Origin of the sequence: Nonomuraea sp. NPDC003560, from assembly GCF_042878785.1 — a bacterium.
In the GTDB taxonomy this organism is placed as follows: Bacteria; Actinomycetota; Actinomycetes; order Streptosporangiales; family Streptosporangiaceae; genus Nonomuraea.
Genome location: NZ_JBIAOF010000007.1, coordinates 414,455 through 430,839, shown reverse-complemented (window position 1 = coordinate 430,839; position 16,385 = coordinate 414,455). Strand labels below are relative to the sequence as shown.

The window sequence follows — 16,385 nt, the reverse complement described above, 5'->3', positions numbered from 1 at the left end:
GCCAATCCCGCAAAGACTTGCAACAGCTTGCGCCCGTCCTTGCGGGCGATGAGCGGGTTTTCCGCCGCTTCCGCACGGGTCACGACCTGCTTCGTTCGCCGGGCCCGCGAAATCACGTCTTAGTCGCATATTTGCGAAACGAAGTAGAAACATTGCGGATTTCTAGGAGTCAACTTAAGGTGCGGGCAACCCTCCCAGCCCGACGAGAGGTGACACCCCCCATGAGACGCAAGCCCTCCCTCTTACGACCGCTCGCGGCGGCCGTGGCCGTCGCCCTGGCCCTGATCGGCTGGACGGCCCCACCGGCCGCGGCCGCGGGCCCGAACCTGGCGGCCGGGAAACCGGTCACGGTGAGCAGCACCACCGACGTCTACGGCGGCGGCAACGCCACCGACGGCGACCAGGCCACCTACTGGGAGAGCGCCAACAACGCCTTCCCCCAATGGATCCAGGTGGACCTCGGCTCGGCCGTCAGCGTGAACGAGGTGGTCCTGAAGCTGCCCTCCACGTGGGAGTCCAGGACGCAGACGCTGACGGTGCAGGGCGGCACCGAAGGCTCGCCGCTCACGACGCTCTCGGCCTCGGCCGTGCGCACGTTCGCCCCGGCGGCGACGATCACCTTCACCGCGGCGACCGTCCGGTACGTCCGGGTGACCGTCACCGCCAACACCGGCTGGCCCGCCGCCCAGATCTCGGAGTTCGAGGTGCGCGGCCCCGGCTCGGGCGACACCCAGGCCCCGTCCGCGCCCGGCGGCCTGGCCTTCACCGAGCCGGTCGCCGGGCAGATCAGGCTGACCTGGACCGCCGCCACCGACAACGTGGGCGTGACCGGCTACGACGTCTACGCCAACAACGCGTTGCGCGGCAGCGTGGCCGGGAACGTGCTGACCTACACCGACGCCCAGCCCGGCACGCTGACGGTCTCCTACCAGGTCAAGGCCAGGGACGCGGCGGGCAACCAGTCCCCGGCGAGCAACACCGTCACCCGCACCGGCAGCGGTGGCGGCGGCTCCAACCTCGCCGCCGGCAAGCCGATCACCGCCTCCTCCTACGTGCACACCTACGTCGCCGCCAACGCCAACGACAACAGCGTGACGACGTACTGGGAGGGCGCGGGCGGCAGCTATCCGAACACGCTGACCGTGCAGCTCGGCGCGAACGCCGACGTCTCCTCGGTCGTGGTCAGGCTGGACCCGGCCGCCGTGTGGAGCACCCGCACCCAGACGTTCCAGGTGCTCGGCAGGGAGCAGGGCGCCTCGGGGTTCACGAACCTGGTCTCCTCGGCGGCCTACACGTTCAATCCGGGCTCGGGCAACACGGTGACGGTGCCGGTCGGCGCGCGGGTGGCCGACGTGCGGCTCTCGTTCACGGCCAACACCGGGGCCCCGGCGGGGCAGGTGGCCGAGCTGCAGGTCATGGGCGTGCCCGCGCCGAACCCCGACCTGACCGTGACCTCCCTGTCCTGGTCGCCGCAGGCGCCGGTGGAGACCGACGCGGTCACGCTGTCGGCCGTGGTCAGGAACGCCGGCAACGCGGCGTCGGCCGCGACCGACGTCGCCTTCTCCCTCGGCGCCGGCAAGGTCGCCACGGCGAACGTGGGCGCGCTGGCCGCGGGCGCCTCGGCGACCGTGACCGCGAACATCGGCGCCCGGGACGCCGGCAGCTACCCGGTCACCGCCAAGGCCGACGACGCCGGGACCGTCATCGAGCAGAACGAGTCCAACAACTCCCTCACCGGCCCGTCCCCGCTGGTCGTCAAGCCGGTGGACACCTCCGACCTGGTCGCCGCGCCGGTCTCCTGGACGCCGGGCAACCCGGCCGCCGGCAGCGCGGTCGCCTTCTCGGTCGCGATCAGGAACCAGGGCACGGTGGCCTCCGCCGCCGGCGCGCACGGCGTCACGCTGACCGTCGCGAACGAGGCGGGCACGGTCGTCAGGACCCTGACCGGCGCCCACAGCGGCGCGATCGCGGCCGGCGCCACCACCGCCCCCGTGTCCCTGGGCACCTGGACGGCCGCCAACGGCAGGTACACGGTGAAGACCGTCATCGCGAACGACGCCAACGAGCTGCCGGTCAAGCAGGCCAACAACACCAGCGTCCAGCAGCTCTTCGTCGGCCGCGGCGCGAACATGCCGTACGACACCTACGAGGCCGAGGACGGCGTGACCGGCGGCGGCGCGCAGGTCGTCGGCCCGAGCAGGGACGTCGGCACGGTGGCCGGCGAGGCGTCGGGCCGCCGCGCGGTGACGCTGAACCAGACCGGCTCCTACGTCGAATGGACCACCAAGGCCGACACCAACACCCTGGTCACCCGCTTCTCCATCCCGGACGCCCCGGGCGGCGGCGGCACGAGCTCGACCCTGAACATCTACGTCAACGGCGCCTTCCACAAGGCCATCGACCTGACCTCGAAGTACGCCTGGCTGTACGGCGCGGAGGCGAGCCCCGGCAACTCCCCCGGCGCCGGCCCGGCCCGCCACATCTACGACGAGGCCAACGTCATGCTGAACGCCACGGTCCCCAAGGGCAGCAGGATCAGGCTGCAGAAGGACCCGGCCAACAGCACGACCTACGCCGTCGACTTCGTCAGCCTGGAGCAGGTCTCGCCGGCCGCCAACCCCGACCCCGCGCACTACGCCGTGCCGGCCGGGTTCTCCCAGCAGGACGTGCAGAACGCCCTGGACAAGGCGCGCCAGGACGCCAACCTGACCGGCGTCTACCTGCCCGCGGGCACGTACCAGACGACGGGCAAGTTCCAGGTGTACGGCAAGGCCGTCAGGGTGGTCGGCGCGGGCCCCTGGTACACCAGGTTCGTCTCGCCCTCGGGCCAGGACGGCACCGACGTCGGCTGGCGCACCGAGGCGTCGTCGAACGGCTCGACGTTCGCCGGGTTCGCCCACTTCGGCAACTACACCTCGCGCATCGACGGCCCCGGCAAGATCTTCGACCTGTCGAAGGTCTCGAACATCACGATCGACGACATCTGGGTCGAGCACCAGATCTGCATGTTCTGGGGAACGAACGTCGACCACGTCACGATCAGGAACTCGCGCATCAGGAACACCTTCGCCGACGGCGCGAACTTCACCAACGGCAGCACGAACAACCTGATCACCAACGTCGAGACCCGGGCCACCGGCGACGACAGCTTCGCGCTGTTCGCGGCGATCGACAACGTCAACGCCGACCAGTCGGGCAACGTCTTCGAGAACATCACCTCGCTGCTGACCTGGCGGGCCGCGGGCGTCGCGGTGTACGGCGGCCAGAACAACGTCGTGCGCAACGCCTACATCGCCGACACCCTGGTCTACTCGGGAATCACGATCAGCTCGCTGGACTTCGGCATCCCGATGCGGGACTTCGGGCCAGGCCAGACGAAGTTCGAGAACATCTCGCTCGTCCGCGCCGGCGGGCACTTCTGGGGGCAGCAGACGTTCCCGGCGATGTGGATCTTCTCCGCCTCCAAGAAGTTCACCGCGATCCGGGTCACCGACGTGGACATCGTGGACCCGACCTACAGCGGGATCATGTTCCAGACCGGCTACTCCAGCCCGGGCACGCCGCTGAACCCGGTCACCGACACCGTGTTCACGAACGTGTCGATCTCGGGGGCGCACCGCAGCGGCGACGCCTTCGACGCCAAGTCGGGCTTCGGCATCTGGGTCAACGAGCTGCCCGAGCCGGGGCAGGGCCCGGCGGTCGGCTCGGCGACGTTCGGCAATCTGCGGCTGAGCGACAACGCGACGAACATCCGCAACACGACGAGCACGTTCACCCTCGACGTGAACTGAGCCCGTCCCCGACGTGCCGTCCGGGTCCGCGGGGGCCCGGACGGCACGTCCGCGATATGACCCAAATGGTATGCAAGCTCCGTGGACAACTTTAAAGTTTCTTTACATAATCCGATGAACCCGCTGGTCGCGGGCCCGCGCTCGGGCGACGAAAGGGTTGTCCACCATGAAGCGAACGCGCCGTCTCCTCGTCGTGCTGCTGGCCTCCGTCCTGGCGGCACTGGGCGTCCTCGTCGTCCAGACCTCCGCCCAGGCGGCCAACCTCCTCACCAATCCGGACTTCGAGACCGGATCCCTGTCGCCGTGGTCGTGCACCGGCGGGCTGGGGTCGGTGGTCTCCACCCCGGTCCACTCCGGCACCAAGGCGCTGGCCGCGGCGGCCAGCGGGTCCGACACCGCGCAGTGCACCCAGTCGGTGTCGGTGCGGCCGAGCACGACGTACACGCTGAGCGCCTGGGTGCGCGGCAGCTACGTCTACCTCGGCGTGACCGGCGGCTCCTCCTCCTGGACGTCGTCGGCGGGGGCGTACACGCAGCTCACCGTGTCGTTCACGACCACCGCGAGCCAGAGCACCGCGGTCATCTTCCTGCACGGCTGGTACGGGCAGGGCACCTACTACGCCGACGACGTCAGCTTCGACGGCCCCGGCGGCACCGCCTCCCCCACGATCACGCCGACGGTCACCCCGACCGTGACGCCCACGGTCACCCCCACCGTGACCCCGACCGTCACGCCCACCGTGACCCCGACCGTGACGCCCACGGTCACGCCGACCGTGACGCCGACCGACACCACCTGCCCGACCAAGCCGCGGCCGGCCGGCAAGGTGATCCAGGGCTACTGGGAGAACTGGGACGGCGCGATCAACGGCGTGCACCCGCCGCTCGGCTGGATCCCGATCACCGACCCGCGCATCAAGGCGCACGGCTACAACGTGATCAACGCCGCGTTCCCCGTCATCCGCTCCGACGGCACCGTGCTGTGGGAGGACGGCATGGACGCCACCGTCAAGGTCGCCACCCCGGCCGAGATGTGCCAGGCCAAGGCCGCGGGCGCGACGATCCTCATGTCCATCGGCGGCGCGGCGGCCGGCATCGACCTCGGCTCCAGCGCCGTCGCCGACCGGTTCGTGGCGACCGTCGTGCCGATCCTGAAGAAGTACAACTTCGACGGCATCGACATCGACATCGAGACCGGCCTGACCGGCGGCGGCAGCATCACCCAGCTCTCCGCCTCGCAGTCGAACCTCATCCGGATCATCGACGGCGTGCTCGCCCAGATGCCGGCCGGGTTCGGCCTGACCATGGCGCCGGAGACGGCGTACGTGACGGGCGGCAGCGTGACGTACGGGTCGATCTGGGGCGCGTACCTGCCGATCATCAAGAAGTACGCCGACAACGGCCGCCTGTGGTGGCTGAACATGCAGTACTACAACGGCAGCATGTACGGCTGCTCCGGCGACTCCTACTCCGCCGGCACCGTGCAGGGCTTCACCGTCCAGACCACCTGCCTGAACAACGGCCTGACCATCCAGGGCACGACGATCACCGTGCCCTATGACAAGCAGGTGCCGGGCCTGCCCGCGCAGCCGGGCGCCGGCGGCGGGTACATGGCCCCCTCGCTGGTCTCGCAGGGCTGGAACGCCTTCAACGGCCAGCTCAAGGGCCTGATGACCTGGTCGATCAACTGGGACGGCTCTAAGGGCTGGACGTTCGGGGACAACGTCAAGGGCCTGCAGGGCCGCTAGGGACAGGACGCGGCGGCCTTCCGGCGCGCCAGGGGCGCCGGAAGCGCCGCCGTGTCCGCGAGATAACGCTTGGCTGTGAATCCGGCCCACTAGTTTGCCGCGTTTGCGGGGGCATGGAACGCTCTAGGCAAAAAGCGCCGAGGACCAGGTGGGGATTCAGGTGTCAACAGTAAGCGGGAGGGCGGCGGCGCGGCGTTCTGGCCGGTTGGCCACCTGCGTCATCGGGTTCGCCGCCATGGCGCTGCTCGCGGCCGGCTGCTCCCTCGGCGCCACCGCCGGCCAGGAGACCACCGGCGCCCAGCCGCCGCCGGCGTCCTCGCCCGCCGCCACCGCCGAGGCGCTGAAGCCGCCGCCCGTGGACGCCGACTGGCCGCGCTGGGGCCTGACCCACACCGGCGTCAGCGCCAACAACATCACCCCGCGCCTGGAGCAGGACGTCGCCCGCGCGCTGTCCGAGACGCCGATGCTGCAGAACCAGCACATCATGGGCTTCGGGGCGCTCAACCCCGAGCCGCGGCGGGGCGAGTACTTCTGGGAGGACCTCGACAGCCGGACGAACTTCATGCGGGAGTCCGGCGGCACCGGCGTGCTCACGCTGTGCTGCGCCCCCGACTGGATGAAGGGCGGCCCCGAGGGCCCGACCGAGGAGTCGGCCTGGAAGGAGCACCTGGAGGACGCGCCGTACCCGGAGCACTTCGACGACTTCGCCAAACTGGCGGCGACCGTGGCCGAGCGCTACCGGGACGTCAAGTACTTCATGGTCTGGAACGAGTTCAAGGGCTTCTGGCGGGACCACAAGAAGCCCGCGGACTACAAGGGCTACACCGAGCTGTACAACAAGGTGTACGACGCGGTGAAGGCGGTCCGTCCGGACGCCAAGATCGGCGGGCCGTACCTGGGCTTCGACAGCGACAGCAAGGGCGACACCGAGCTGCGCGGCCCGTGGGGAGCGGTCAACCAGCACGCCCTCGACGCCTTCGAGTACTGGTTCAAGAACAAGAAGGGCGCCGACTTCGTCGTCGTGGACGGCGCCTCCCCCACCGAGACCCACGAGCTGCTGCCCGACGCGTTCGGCGCCCTGGGCAAGTTCGGCGCGATCACCAAGTGGCTGCGCGAGAAGGCCGGCGACCTGCCGGTGTGGTGGTCGGAGTGGTACTTCGTGCCCGAGGACGGCACCGTCTGGGACGAGCCCATGCGGCTGGCCGTGCAGGCCGTCTCGATGATGGAGTTCGCCCGGAGCGGCGCGAGCACCGCCCTGTACTGGAACCCGCAGGCCAAGGACGGCGAGTGCCGGGCCTGCATGTGGGAGCCGCGCACGGGCGCGCTGATGCCCACCGGCAAGCTGGTCAGCGACTTCACCCGCTGGTTCCCGGCGGGGGCCGAGCTGGAGCCGGTCACGTCCTCCGACCCGCGGGTGCGGGTGCTGGCCCAGCCCCGGCAGCTCCTCGCAGTCAACACCACGGACAAGCAGGTCACCACGACGGTCGACGGCAAGGAGCTGACGCTCAAGCCGTACGAGATCAAGTGGAGCGACCGCTAGCCGGAGGCGGCGCGCGGTGATCACGCGGGCGAGATGGCGGTCCGGTATGACGGCCGCCATTGATCCGGCTGACTCGCCTTGACACGATGCGCAAGATCCCGCGTCAATCCATCGAGGGAACTTGCGCATGTTGAAGCTCCGACCAGGGCTGAGCGCGCTCGTCGTGATCGCGTCGCTCAGCCTGACGACGCCGCCCTCGCAGGCGGCCCCGCGCGGCGCGCCCGCCTGCGCGCCCGGCACGACCGTCACCACCGACTCGGGCCAGGTGTGCGGGATCGCGGGCGAGGGCCTGCGCTCCTGGCTCGGCATCCCCTACGCAGCCCCGCCCGTCGGCGACCTGCGCTGGACGCCCGCGCGCCGGGCCACGCCCTGGCCCGGCGTGTTCTCCGGCACCGGGCGGGGCAGCCCCTGCCCGCAGGCGGAGCTGCTCGGCGCCCCCTCCGAGGACGAGGACTGCCTCAAACTCAACGTCGCCGCCCCCGAAGGGGCGCGGAACCTGCCCGTCATGGTGGAGTTCCACGGCGGCGGCTTCCGGTACGGCGCCCCCTCCGACGGCTCCTACCTGGCGAAGGCCGGCGACGTCGTGCACGTCGGCGTCGGCTACCGGCTGGGCGTCCTGGGCTTCCTGTCCCACCGGGCCTTCGGCCGGAACGCCGGCAACTACGCCCTGTCCGACCAGCAGGAGGCGCTGCGCTGGGTGCGGCGCAACATCGCCCGCTTCGGCGGCGACCCCGGCAACGTGACGATCTTCGGGGCCAGCGCCGGCGGGTCGAGCGTCTGCGCGCACACGGCGTCGCCGACCGCGAAGGGCCTGTTCGAGAAGGGGATCGTGCAGAGCGGCGAGTACAACTCGCTGCGCGGCGTGAACACCTTCTGGCAGCCGCAGGACTGCAAGGCCGAGCTGCCCACGCAGGCCGAGGCGCAGGCCCAGGGCGGCCGGTTCGCCGCCGCGCTGGGCTGCGAGCAGGCCGCCGACCCGGCCGCGTGCCTGCGGGCCAAGCCGGTCAAGGCGCTGCTCGACCAGTCCGGCGACGGGCTCGGCCCGGACCGCGGGACGATCGCCCCCATCGTGGACGGCCGCATCCTGACCATGTCGCCGTCCCGGGCGTTCGCCAGGGGCAAGGTCAACAAGGTCGCCCTCATGCACGGCGTGGGCCGCGACGAGGTCCAGCTCCCCGCCGCGAACACCCCGGCCGAGTACGAGACCCTGGTCCGCCGGCAGTACGGCCCCCTCGCCCCCGAGGTGCTCGCCCGCTACCCGCTGGCCAGGTTCCCCGCTCCGGCGGCGTTCATCGCGTACCGGACGATCGTGGCCGACAGCAACTCGGTCTGCCCGGCGCTGCTCAACGACGAACGGCTGGCCGCGCACCTCCCGGTGTACGCCTTCCAGGTGGACAACACCGACGCGCCGCCGCTGTTCTTCCTCGACCAGGCCAAGCCGAACGGCGCCTTCCACATCAGCGAGGTGCCCTTCCTCTACTCCGACGTCAAGGACCTGGACGCCAACCAGCGCTCCTTCGGCGCCCAGCTCGTCGCCCAGTGGACGGGCTTCGCCCGGACCGGCGACCCGACCGCGGAGGGGACCCCGCTGTGGCCCCGGTACACCCGCACCGACCCCGCCGTCATGTCCCTGGCCCCGGCCGGTGACAGCCAGGTGACGCGGGAGATCGCCAGGCAGCACCAGTGCGCGTTCTGGAACAAGGAGGCGACCTCATGATCCGGCTGCTGACCGTCCTCTGCCTCGCGCTGCTGCAGGGCCCCGCGCCCGCGCAGGCGGCGACCGGCGGCGACTGGCCCATGTGGCAGCAGGGCCCGCTGGGCTGGCGGCACAACGCGGCCGAACGCGCGATCAACCCGCGCACGGTCGGCGGCCTCGCGCTGAAGTGGGCCTTCGCCTATCCCAAGGAGGCCGGCACGCCGCGCAGCCAGCCCGCCGTCGTGGGCGACACCGTGTACTTCGGCTCCCCCGAAGGCAAGCTCTACGCCAGGGACGCCGCCACCGGCGCCGCCCGCTGGGAGTTCGACCTGACCACCGTCGGCACCGGCCGCACCCAGGTGCAGGACGGCCCGGCCGTGGCCAGGGGCAAGGTGTACTTCGGCGACGTGCGCGGCTGGTTCTACGCCGTCGACCAGCGCACCGGCCGGCTGGCCTGGGCCCGCCGGCTCGACGACACCGTCACGGCGATCGTGACCAGCTCGCCCCTGGTCTTCGGCGACCGCGTCTACGTCGGCGTCTCCAGCGGCGAGAACATCCTCGGCAAGGAGCACGCCTGCTGCACCTTCCGCGGCCACCTCGACGCCATGGACGCCGACACCGGCCGCCCGGTCTGGCGCTTCAACACCGTCCCGAAGGCCCGCCAGGACGGCACCTGGCCCAACGGCGTCCCCCGGTACGCCCCCTCGGGCGGCGGCGTGTGGAGCTCCCCCGCCCTCGATCCGGTCACCCGCACCCTCTACGTCGGCACCGGCCAGAACTACACCGGCAGCGCCGGCCACTACGACTCGGTGCTGGCGCTGGACATCGACACCGGCCGCCCGCGCTGGACCCGGCGGATGACCGACGTGGACACCTGGCGGCTGGAGTGCTCGCTGCCCACCCCCGAGGACCGCGAGTACTGCCCCAACCTCCCCGACGGCACCGCGCTCGACTTCGACCTCGGGGCCGCGCCCAACCTGTTCCGGGCGGGCGGGCGGCCCTTGGTCGGCATCGGGCAGAAGGCGGGCGTGTACCACGTGCTCGACGCCCGTACCGGGAAGATCGTCTGGCAGCGGCAGCTGTCCAAGCCGATGCCCGGCGGCGGCCTGTCCGGCGTCCAGTGGGGCACCTCCTTCGACGGGCAGCGCCTGTACGTGGCCACGTACATGGCCCAGCCCGGCACCCTGTTCGCCCTCGACCCGGCCACCGGGCACCTGCTGTGGGAGACGCCCAACCCGGCCGACGGCTGCGCCACCGGCGGCGCGGCCCAGTACCCGAACGTCTGCCGGCTCGGCCACACCCCGGCCGTCTCCAGCACGCCCGGCCTGGTCTGGGAGGGCAGCATGGACGGCAAGATGCGGGCCTACTCGGCGCGCACCGGCGAGGTCGTGTGGGCCTACGACACCATGCAGGAGGTGCAGGGTGTCAACGGCCTGACCGGGCGCGGCGGGGCCGTCTCGGGCGGCGGCGGGGCCGTGGTGTCGCACGGCATGCTGTTCGTCCAGTCCGGGTACTCCTTCACGCCGTACCCGAACCCGTACGGGTCGGTGTTCCTGGCCTTCAGCCTTCCGTAGGCGCCGCCGGGGCGGTCGAGCCGCGCACCACCAGCTCGGTCGCCAGCTCGACGTGGTGGGAGTCGATGCGCTCGCCGGCCGCCAGCCGCAGCGCGGTGCGCAGGGCCGCCCGGCCCATCTCGCGCAGCGGCTGGCGCACGGTGGTGAGCTGCGGCGAGGCCATCCGGGCGATCTGGGTGTCGTCGAAGCCGACGATGCTCAGGTCCTCCGGGATGCGCAGGCCGCGCGACCTGGCGGCCTCCATGACCCCGAGCGCGATCTCGTCGCAGCCGGCGAAGATCGCGGTCGGGGGCTCCGGCAGGTCGAGCACGCTCGCGCCGTTGACCAGGCCGTCCTGGTAGTGGAAGTGGGCGGTGCGCACGTAGCCGGACGGCTCGGGCGCGCCGGCCGCCTCCAGCGCCGCGCGGTAGCCGTGCAGGCGGGCCTGGTTGCAGGCCGAGGTCGGCGGGCCGCCGATGTAGGCGATGCGGCGGTGGCCCAGCGACAGCAGGTGCTGGGTGGCGGTCAGGCCGCCGGCGAAGTTCGTCGAGCCGACGCTGGTCACGCTCGTGGTCGGCAGGTTGAGCGGGTCGATCACGACCAGCGGCAGCCGGGCCCGCGTCAGCGCCCCGAGCTGCGCGCCGGTCAGCTCGCTGGTCACCACGATGAGCGCCCGCCGCCCGGCGGCGACCAGGTCGCGCGCCCAGCCGCCGGTGCGCTGGTGGCTCTTCCTGATGCTGACGACGACCGACGTCTCCAGCTCGTCGCCGGCCTCGATCGCGCCGTGGATGATCTCGGTGGAGTAGGCGTTGAGGTCGTCGTCGAACTGCACCTCGACCGTGGCGGGGCCGCCCGCCTCGCCGCGGCGCGGCGTGGCGGGCACGTAGTCGTGCTGCTGGAGCAGCGACTGCACCAGCGAACGGGTCGCCGGTGCCACGTCGCTGCGGCCGTTGAGCACCTTGGAGACGGTGGCGACGGACACGCCGGCCGAGGCCGCGACGGTGGCCAGCGTGGCGCGCCTAGGAGCCGGCATCTGTTCCTCCTCGGATCTCCACGGGTGTGACCAGCCGCCTGCCCGCGCCGGCGGGCCGCGTCGGCCCGGTCAGCCGGACCACGCCGCGGCACGGCAGGTCGGCGGCGGACGTGCCGACGAGCACCTCGACGTCTCCCGGCTCCACGACGCGCCACAGGTCGCGCCCGGTGAAGGCGGTCCTGTCGGTGTGGACGAGGAAGGAGACCCGCCTGCTCTCGCCCGGTTCGAGGTGCACCCTGGCGAAGCCGGTGAGCTGCTTCACCGGCCTGGTGACCTGGGCGAGGACGTCGTGCAGGTAGAGCTGCACGACCTCGTCGCCCGCCCGGCCGCCGGTGTTGGCGACGCGGACCGAGACGGTGAACTCGCCGTCGGTCGGGACCTCGGCGGCGCTGATCCGCAGGTCGCCGACCTCGAAGGAGGTGTAGGAGCGGCCGTGCCCGAAGGGGAACAGCGGGGTGGGATCGAGGTTGCTGATGCCCTTGCTGTCGGCTCCGAGCGGGGGCTGCAGGTAGGTGCCCGGCTGCCCGCCAGGATGGCGGGGTATCTGCACGGGAAGCTTGCCTCCAGGCTGGACACGACCGCTCAGTATACCGGCGATCGCCCCGCCGCCCTCCTCTCCCGGCATGAACGCCTGGACCAGCCCGGCGGCTCCGGCGTGCGCCTCGCCCAGCGCGTACGGGCGGCCGGAGACGACCACCACGACGACCGGGGTGCCCGTCGCGAACAGCTCGGCCAGCAGGTCCCCCTGGAGGCCGGGCAGCCGCAGGTCCTCGGCGTCGCAGCCCTCGCCCGACGTGCCCTGGCCGAACAGCCCGGCCAGGTCGCCCACGACCGCGACGCACAGGTCGGCCGCGTGGGCGGCGGCGGCCGCCGCGGCGAACCCGGACCGGTCGCCGCCCTGGACCGCGCAGCCCGGCTCGTGCACGATCTCGGCGCCGGGCAGCTCGGCGCGCAGCGCGTCCAGCACGGTCGGGGCCTCGACGCCGAGCCCGAGCCCGGGGTAGCGGGGCAGCACGTGGTTGGGGAAGGCGTAGCAGCCCATGAACGTGCGCGGGTCGTCGGCGCACGGGCCGACGACGGCGATCCGGCCGAGGCCCGCGCGCAGCGGCAGCGCCGTTCCGGGGTCGAGCAGCACGATCGAGCGTTCGGCCAGCTCGCGGGCGAGGGCGCGGTTGGCGGCCGAGTCCAGCTCGACGTCCGGCGCGCCGGCGACCGAGCCCTCCGGCGTCCAGCCGGGGTCGAGCAGGCCGAGCTGCACCTTCTGGGTGAGCAGCCGGCGCGCGGCGCGGTCGATCAGCGACTCGGGCAGCTCGCCCCGGCGCACCCGCTCGACCAGGTGGGCGCCGAAGCCGAGGGTGTCGGGCAGCTCGACGTCCACGCCGGCGGCCAGCGCCTGCGCGCCCGCGTCCGCCGGGTCGGCGGCCACCTGGTGCATGGTCGCCAGGAACGGGACCGCCCAGTAGTCGGACACGACGGTGCCGGTGAACCCCCACTCCTCGCGCAGCAGCTCGGTCAGCAGCCAGGAGTCGACGGCGGCGGGCACGCCGTCCACGTCGGAGTAGGAGTTCATCACCGAACGGGCGCCGCCCAGGGTGATCGCCGCCTCGAACGGCGGCAGGATCATGTCCATCAGCTCGCGGCGGCCCATCGGGACCGGGCCGTGGTTGCGGGCGGCCCGCGAGGCCGAGTACCCGGCGAAGTGCTTGAGCGTGGCGATCACGCCGGCGCTCTCCAGGCCGCGCACGTACGCCGCGCCGAGCATCGAGACGAGGTACGGATCCTCGCCCATCGTCTCCTCGACCCGGCCCCACCGGTAGTCGCGGACCACGTCGAGCACCGGGGACAGGCCCTGGTGGGCGCCCACTGAGCGCATGTCCCGCCCGATGGCCGCGGCCATGCGCTCGACCAGGCCGGGGTCGAAGGTGGCGGCCCAGGCGATGGCCGCCGGGTAGACGGTGGCGCCGTAGGTGGTGAAACCGGTCAGGCATTCCTCGTGCACGAGGGCGGGGATGCCGAGCCTGGACAGCCCGACGACCTCGCGTTGCAGCCGCACCACCTCGGCGGCGCCCTCGGCCACCGTCACCGGGACGCTGCCGAACACGCGGGTCAGGTGGCCGAGCCCGTGCCGGGCGGCCTCGCGCAGGGGCACGGTGCCGGAGGCGGCGAAAACGTCCTGCATGGGGGCCACGTTGTGGGTGCCCGTGCCGTCCGGGTCGGGGGCGGGGGCCGCCTCCTCGTGCGCCATGTCGTTGCCCACCCACCGGCTGCCGAGCTGGGCGACCTTCTCCTCCAGCGTCAACTCCTGAAGGAGGGCCTCGACGCGCTCGGCCACGGGAAGCGCCGGGTCCAGCCACGGACCGAGGACCCGATCTGCCGGGGTCCGATCTAGAGCCGTCATGAACTGCACTCCTTCAAGAGTTCTGCCGCAAAGTTTCGAAACATTTCGGAGCTGGGCCCGCCACCTGCACAATGCCGCAACTGGGGCAGAATAGCCAGCTAGATGCCCGCGCGAGATTACTACACAGGCCCGGCCGCCGCCCAGCTCCGTTTCCGCGACAGAGGTCTTGACAGGGAAATGGTCGAAATCTAGATTGACGTGCCGCGCGGTCATGTCGCAAATGTTTCGACTAGTTCACTCAACGGCGAGCGGACGAGCGGCATTGGGGGGTTTGCCGATCCGACCGCCGGCCAACGCGTCCCAAGGACAACCGAGCCGCGGCCAGGCCACGGCATTCGAGTACGGAGATCAGCGTGGAGACCAGGACAACCTCTCGCCGCACCTTCCTCAGCCTCTCGATGGGGCTGCCCCTGGGAGCCGCGCTCGCCGCCTGCGGCACGTCGGGCCCCACCCGCGCCGGTGGCGGCGGCCCGACCGGCGGTGGCGGCGGCGGCGCCAAGGCCACCTACTGGTACCTGTCGGTCGAGCCGCAGGAAGGCGTGCGCCGCCGGGCGATCGAGCGCTTCAACAAGGCCAACCCCACCACCCAGATCGAGGGCACGGCGTTCCAGAACGACGCCTACAAGACCAAGATCAAGACGGCCATCGGCGCCGGCCAGGCCCCCACGCTGATCTGGGGCTGGGGCGGCGGCACGCTGCGCAGCTACGTGCAGGCCGGCCAGGTGGAGGACCTCACGTCCTGGTTCTCCGAGAACGCCGCCGTCAAGGACCGGCTGTTCCCCTCCTCCTTCGGCGCGGCCACCGTGGACGGCAAGATCTACGCGATGCCGTGCGAGACCGTGCAGCCGATCGTCCTGTACTACAACAAGGAGGTCCTGGAGAAGGTCGGCGTGCAGCCGCCGACGACCTGGGGCGAGATCATGGACATCGTGCCCAAGATCAACGCCAAGGGCATCGCGCCGTTCTCGCTCGGCGGCCAGTCGCGCTGGACCAACATGATGTGGCTGGAGTTCCTGTTCGACCGGATCGGCGGCCCCGAGGTGTTCCAGGCGGTGTTCGAGGGCCAGAAGGACGCCTGGTCACACCCCGCCGCCCTCGACGCCCTGACCAAGATGCAGGACCTGATCAAGGCGAACGGCTTCATCAAGGGCTTCTCCTCCATCACCGCCGACTCCAACGCCGACCAGGCGCTGCTCTACACCGGCAAGGCCGCGATGATGCTGCACGGCGGCTGGACGTACGGCGGCATGAAGAACGACGGCGGCGACTTCGTCCCCGGCGGCCACCTCGGCTACATGAACTTCCCGCCCGTGGACGGCGGCAAGGGCGACCCGAGCAACACCGTCGGCAACCCCGGCCAGTACCTGTCGATCTCCGCCAAGGCCACCCCCGAGCAGAAGGAGATCGCCAAGAAGTTCTTCACCAGCGGCGTGCTCGACCAGACCGAGGTCAAGGAGTGGGCGGACACGGGGGCCGTGCCGATCGTCAAGGGCGCCGACGCGGCCTTCGCCTCCTCCCCCGACGCCGAGTTCCTGAAGTTCGTCTACGGCATCGCCAGCAACGCCAAGACCTTCGCCCAGTCGTGGGACCAGGCGCTCAGCCCAACCGCCGCCGAGGTGCTGCTGGACAACATCGCCAAGCTGTTCCAGCTGTCCATCTCGCCGCAGCAGTTCCAGACGAACATGAACGCGGTCATCGGCAAGTGAGCGTGATCCCGATCCCCGCCGGGCGGCGGGCGCCGGCGGCGGCCGGGCGAGGGGGCCGCGGCGCCCTCGCCTGGCTGGCCGTCCCGGCGTTGCTGCTCTTCGTCGCCTTCGGCGTGATCCCGCTGATCGGGGTCCTCGTCCTCAGCTTCACCTCCTGGGACGGGCTGGGCGACATCGGCTTCGCCGGCCTGTCGAGCTGGCAGGCCGTGCTCGCCGACCCCGGGCTGCCGCACGCGCTGTGGGTGACGTTCCTGGTGATGGCCGCGTCCTGGGCGGTGCAGACGCCGGCCAGCATCCTGCTCGGGGTGTTCCTGGCCGGCCGGCAGCGCTACCGGGCCGTGCTGTCGGTGTTCTACTTCATCCCGCTGCTGCTCAGCTCGGCCGCCATCGCCATCACCTACAAGGCGCTGCTCGACCCGAACTTCGGGCTCGGCGCCGGGCTCGGCCTCGACCTGCTGGCCCAGGACTGGCTGGGCGAGCCCGTCCTCGCCTTCAGCGTGGTGATCTTCGTGGTGTCGTGGCAGTTCATCCCGTTCCACTCGCTGATCTACCAGGGCGGCGTGCGGCAGATCCCGCGCTCGATGTACGAGGCCGCCCAGCTCGACGGCGCGGGCCGGGTGCGCACGTTCTTCAGCATCACGCTGCCGCAGCTCAAGTACACGATCATCACGTCCTCGACGCTGATGGTGGTCGGGTCGCTGACGTTCTTCGACCTGATCTTCGTGCTGACCGCGGGCGGGCCCGGCGACGCCACCCGGGTGCTCGCCCTGGACATGTACAAGCGGGGGTTCCAGGCCAACCTGATGGGCCCGGCCAGCGCGATCGCGGTCATCCTCGTCCTCGTGGGGCTGGCGCTGGCGCTGCTGCTGCGCCGCCTGGGCGGCCGCGACGCCTCGGCGAGTCAGCTGGAAGGGGCCTGAC

9 protein-coding genes are annotated in these 16,385 nt (G+C 71.5%); 7 read left to right on the top strand and 2 right to left on the bottom strand.

Going from position 1 to position 16,385, the window contains the following annotated elements; genetic code table 11:
* The first annotated feature begins 221 nt into the window (after nt 1–221).
* From ACFYUV_RS28515 to ACFYUV_RS28495, 5 genes are all read left to right on the top strand, one after another.
* Nucleotides 222–3,791 carry a discoidin domain-containing protein gene (locus tag ACFYUV_RS28515; protein WP_387673056.1) on the top strand — a complete coding sequence of 1,190 codons (3,570 nt, stop codon included), beginning with the start codon at nt 222–224 and terminating at the stop codon, nt 3,789–3,791.
* A gap of 166 nt (nt 3,792–3,957) precedes the next feature.
* Complete coding sequence (locus tag ACFYUV_RS28510) at nt 3,958–5,538, top strand: carbohydrate binding domain-containing protein (protein WP_352325889.1); 1,581 nt, start codon at nt 3,958–3,960, stop codon at nt 5,536–5,538.
* Between the two features lie 205 nt (nt 5,539–5,743).
* Complete coding sequence (locus ACFYUV_RS28505; RefSeq protein WP_387673054.1) at nt 5,744–7,078, top strand: xylan 1,4-beta-xylosidase; 1,335 nt, start codon at nt 5,744–5,746, stop codon at nt 7,076–7,078.
* A gap of 127 nt (nt 7,079–7,205) precedes the next feature.
* The gene (locus ACFYUV_RS28500) at nt 7,206–8,795 is read left to right on the top strand and encodes a carboxylesterase/lipase family protein (protein WP_387673052.1); all 1,590 of its coding nucleotides are present in this window, start codon (nt 7,206–7,208) and stop codon (nt 8,793–8,795) included.
* The gene (locus tag ACFYUV_RS28495; RefSeq protein WP_387673049.1) at nt 8,792–10,348 is read left to right on the top strand and encodes a PQQ-binding-like beta-propeller repeat protein; all 1,557 of its coding nucleotides are present in this window, start codon (nt 8,792–8,794) and stop codon (nt 10,346–10,348) included. The genes ACFYUV_RS28500 and ACFYUV_RS28495 overlap by 4 nt, the downstream gene beginning before the upstream one ends.
* On the opposite strand, the gene ACFYUV_RS28490 is transcribed toward ACFYUV_RS28495, so the two are convergent.
* A complete protein-coding gene (locus tag ACFYUV_RS28490; protein ID WP_387673047.1) occupies nt 10,335–11,360 on the bottom strand; it encodes a LacI family DNA-binding transcriptional regulator in 1,026 nt (341 codons plus the stop codon). The two genes, ACFYUV_RS28495 and ACFYUV_RS28490, sit on opposite strands and share 14 nt — an antisense overlap.
* Complete coding sequence (locus ACFYUV_RS28485; RefSeq protein WP_387673044.1) at nt 11,347–13,758, bottom strand: glycoside hydrolase family 3 N-terminal domain-containing protein; 2,412 nt, start codon at nt 13,756–13,758, stop codon at nt 11,347–11,349. Before ACFYUV_RS28485 ends, ACFYUV_RS28490 begins: the two co-directional genes overlap by 14 nt.
* Before the next feature lie 353 nt (nt 13,759–14,111).
* Between ACFYUV_RS28485 and ACFYUV_RS28480 the strand changes: the two genes are divergently transcribed.
* Both ACFYUV_RS28480 and ACFYUV_RS28475 read left to right on the top strand, forming a co-directional pair.
* The gene (locus ACFYUV_RS28480) at nt 14,112–15,464 is read left to right on the top strand and encodes an extracellular solute-binding protein (RefSeq protein WP_352328308.1); all 1,353 of its coding nucleotides are present in this window, start codon (nt 14,112–14,114) and stop codon (nt 15,462–15,464) included.
* Nucleotides 15,461–16,384, top strand: coding sequence for a carbohydrate ABC transporter permease (locus ACFYUV_RS28475; RefSeq protein WP_387673041.1), 924 nt, complete (start codon nt 15,461–15,463; stop codon nt 16,382–16,384). The genes ACFYUV_RS28480 and ACFYUV_RS28475 overlap by 4 nt, the downstream gene beginning before the upstream one ends.
* Nucleotide 16,385 lies beyond the last annotated feature (1 nt).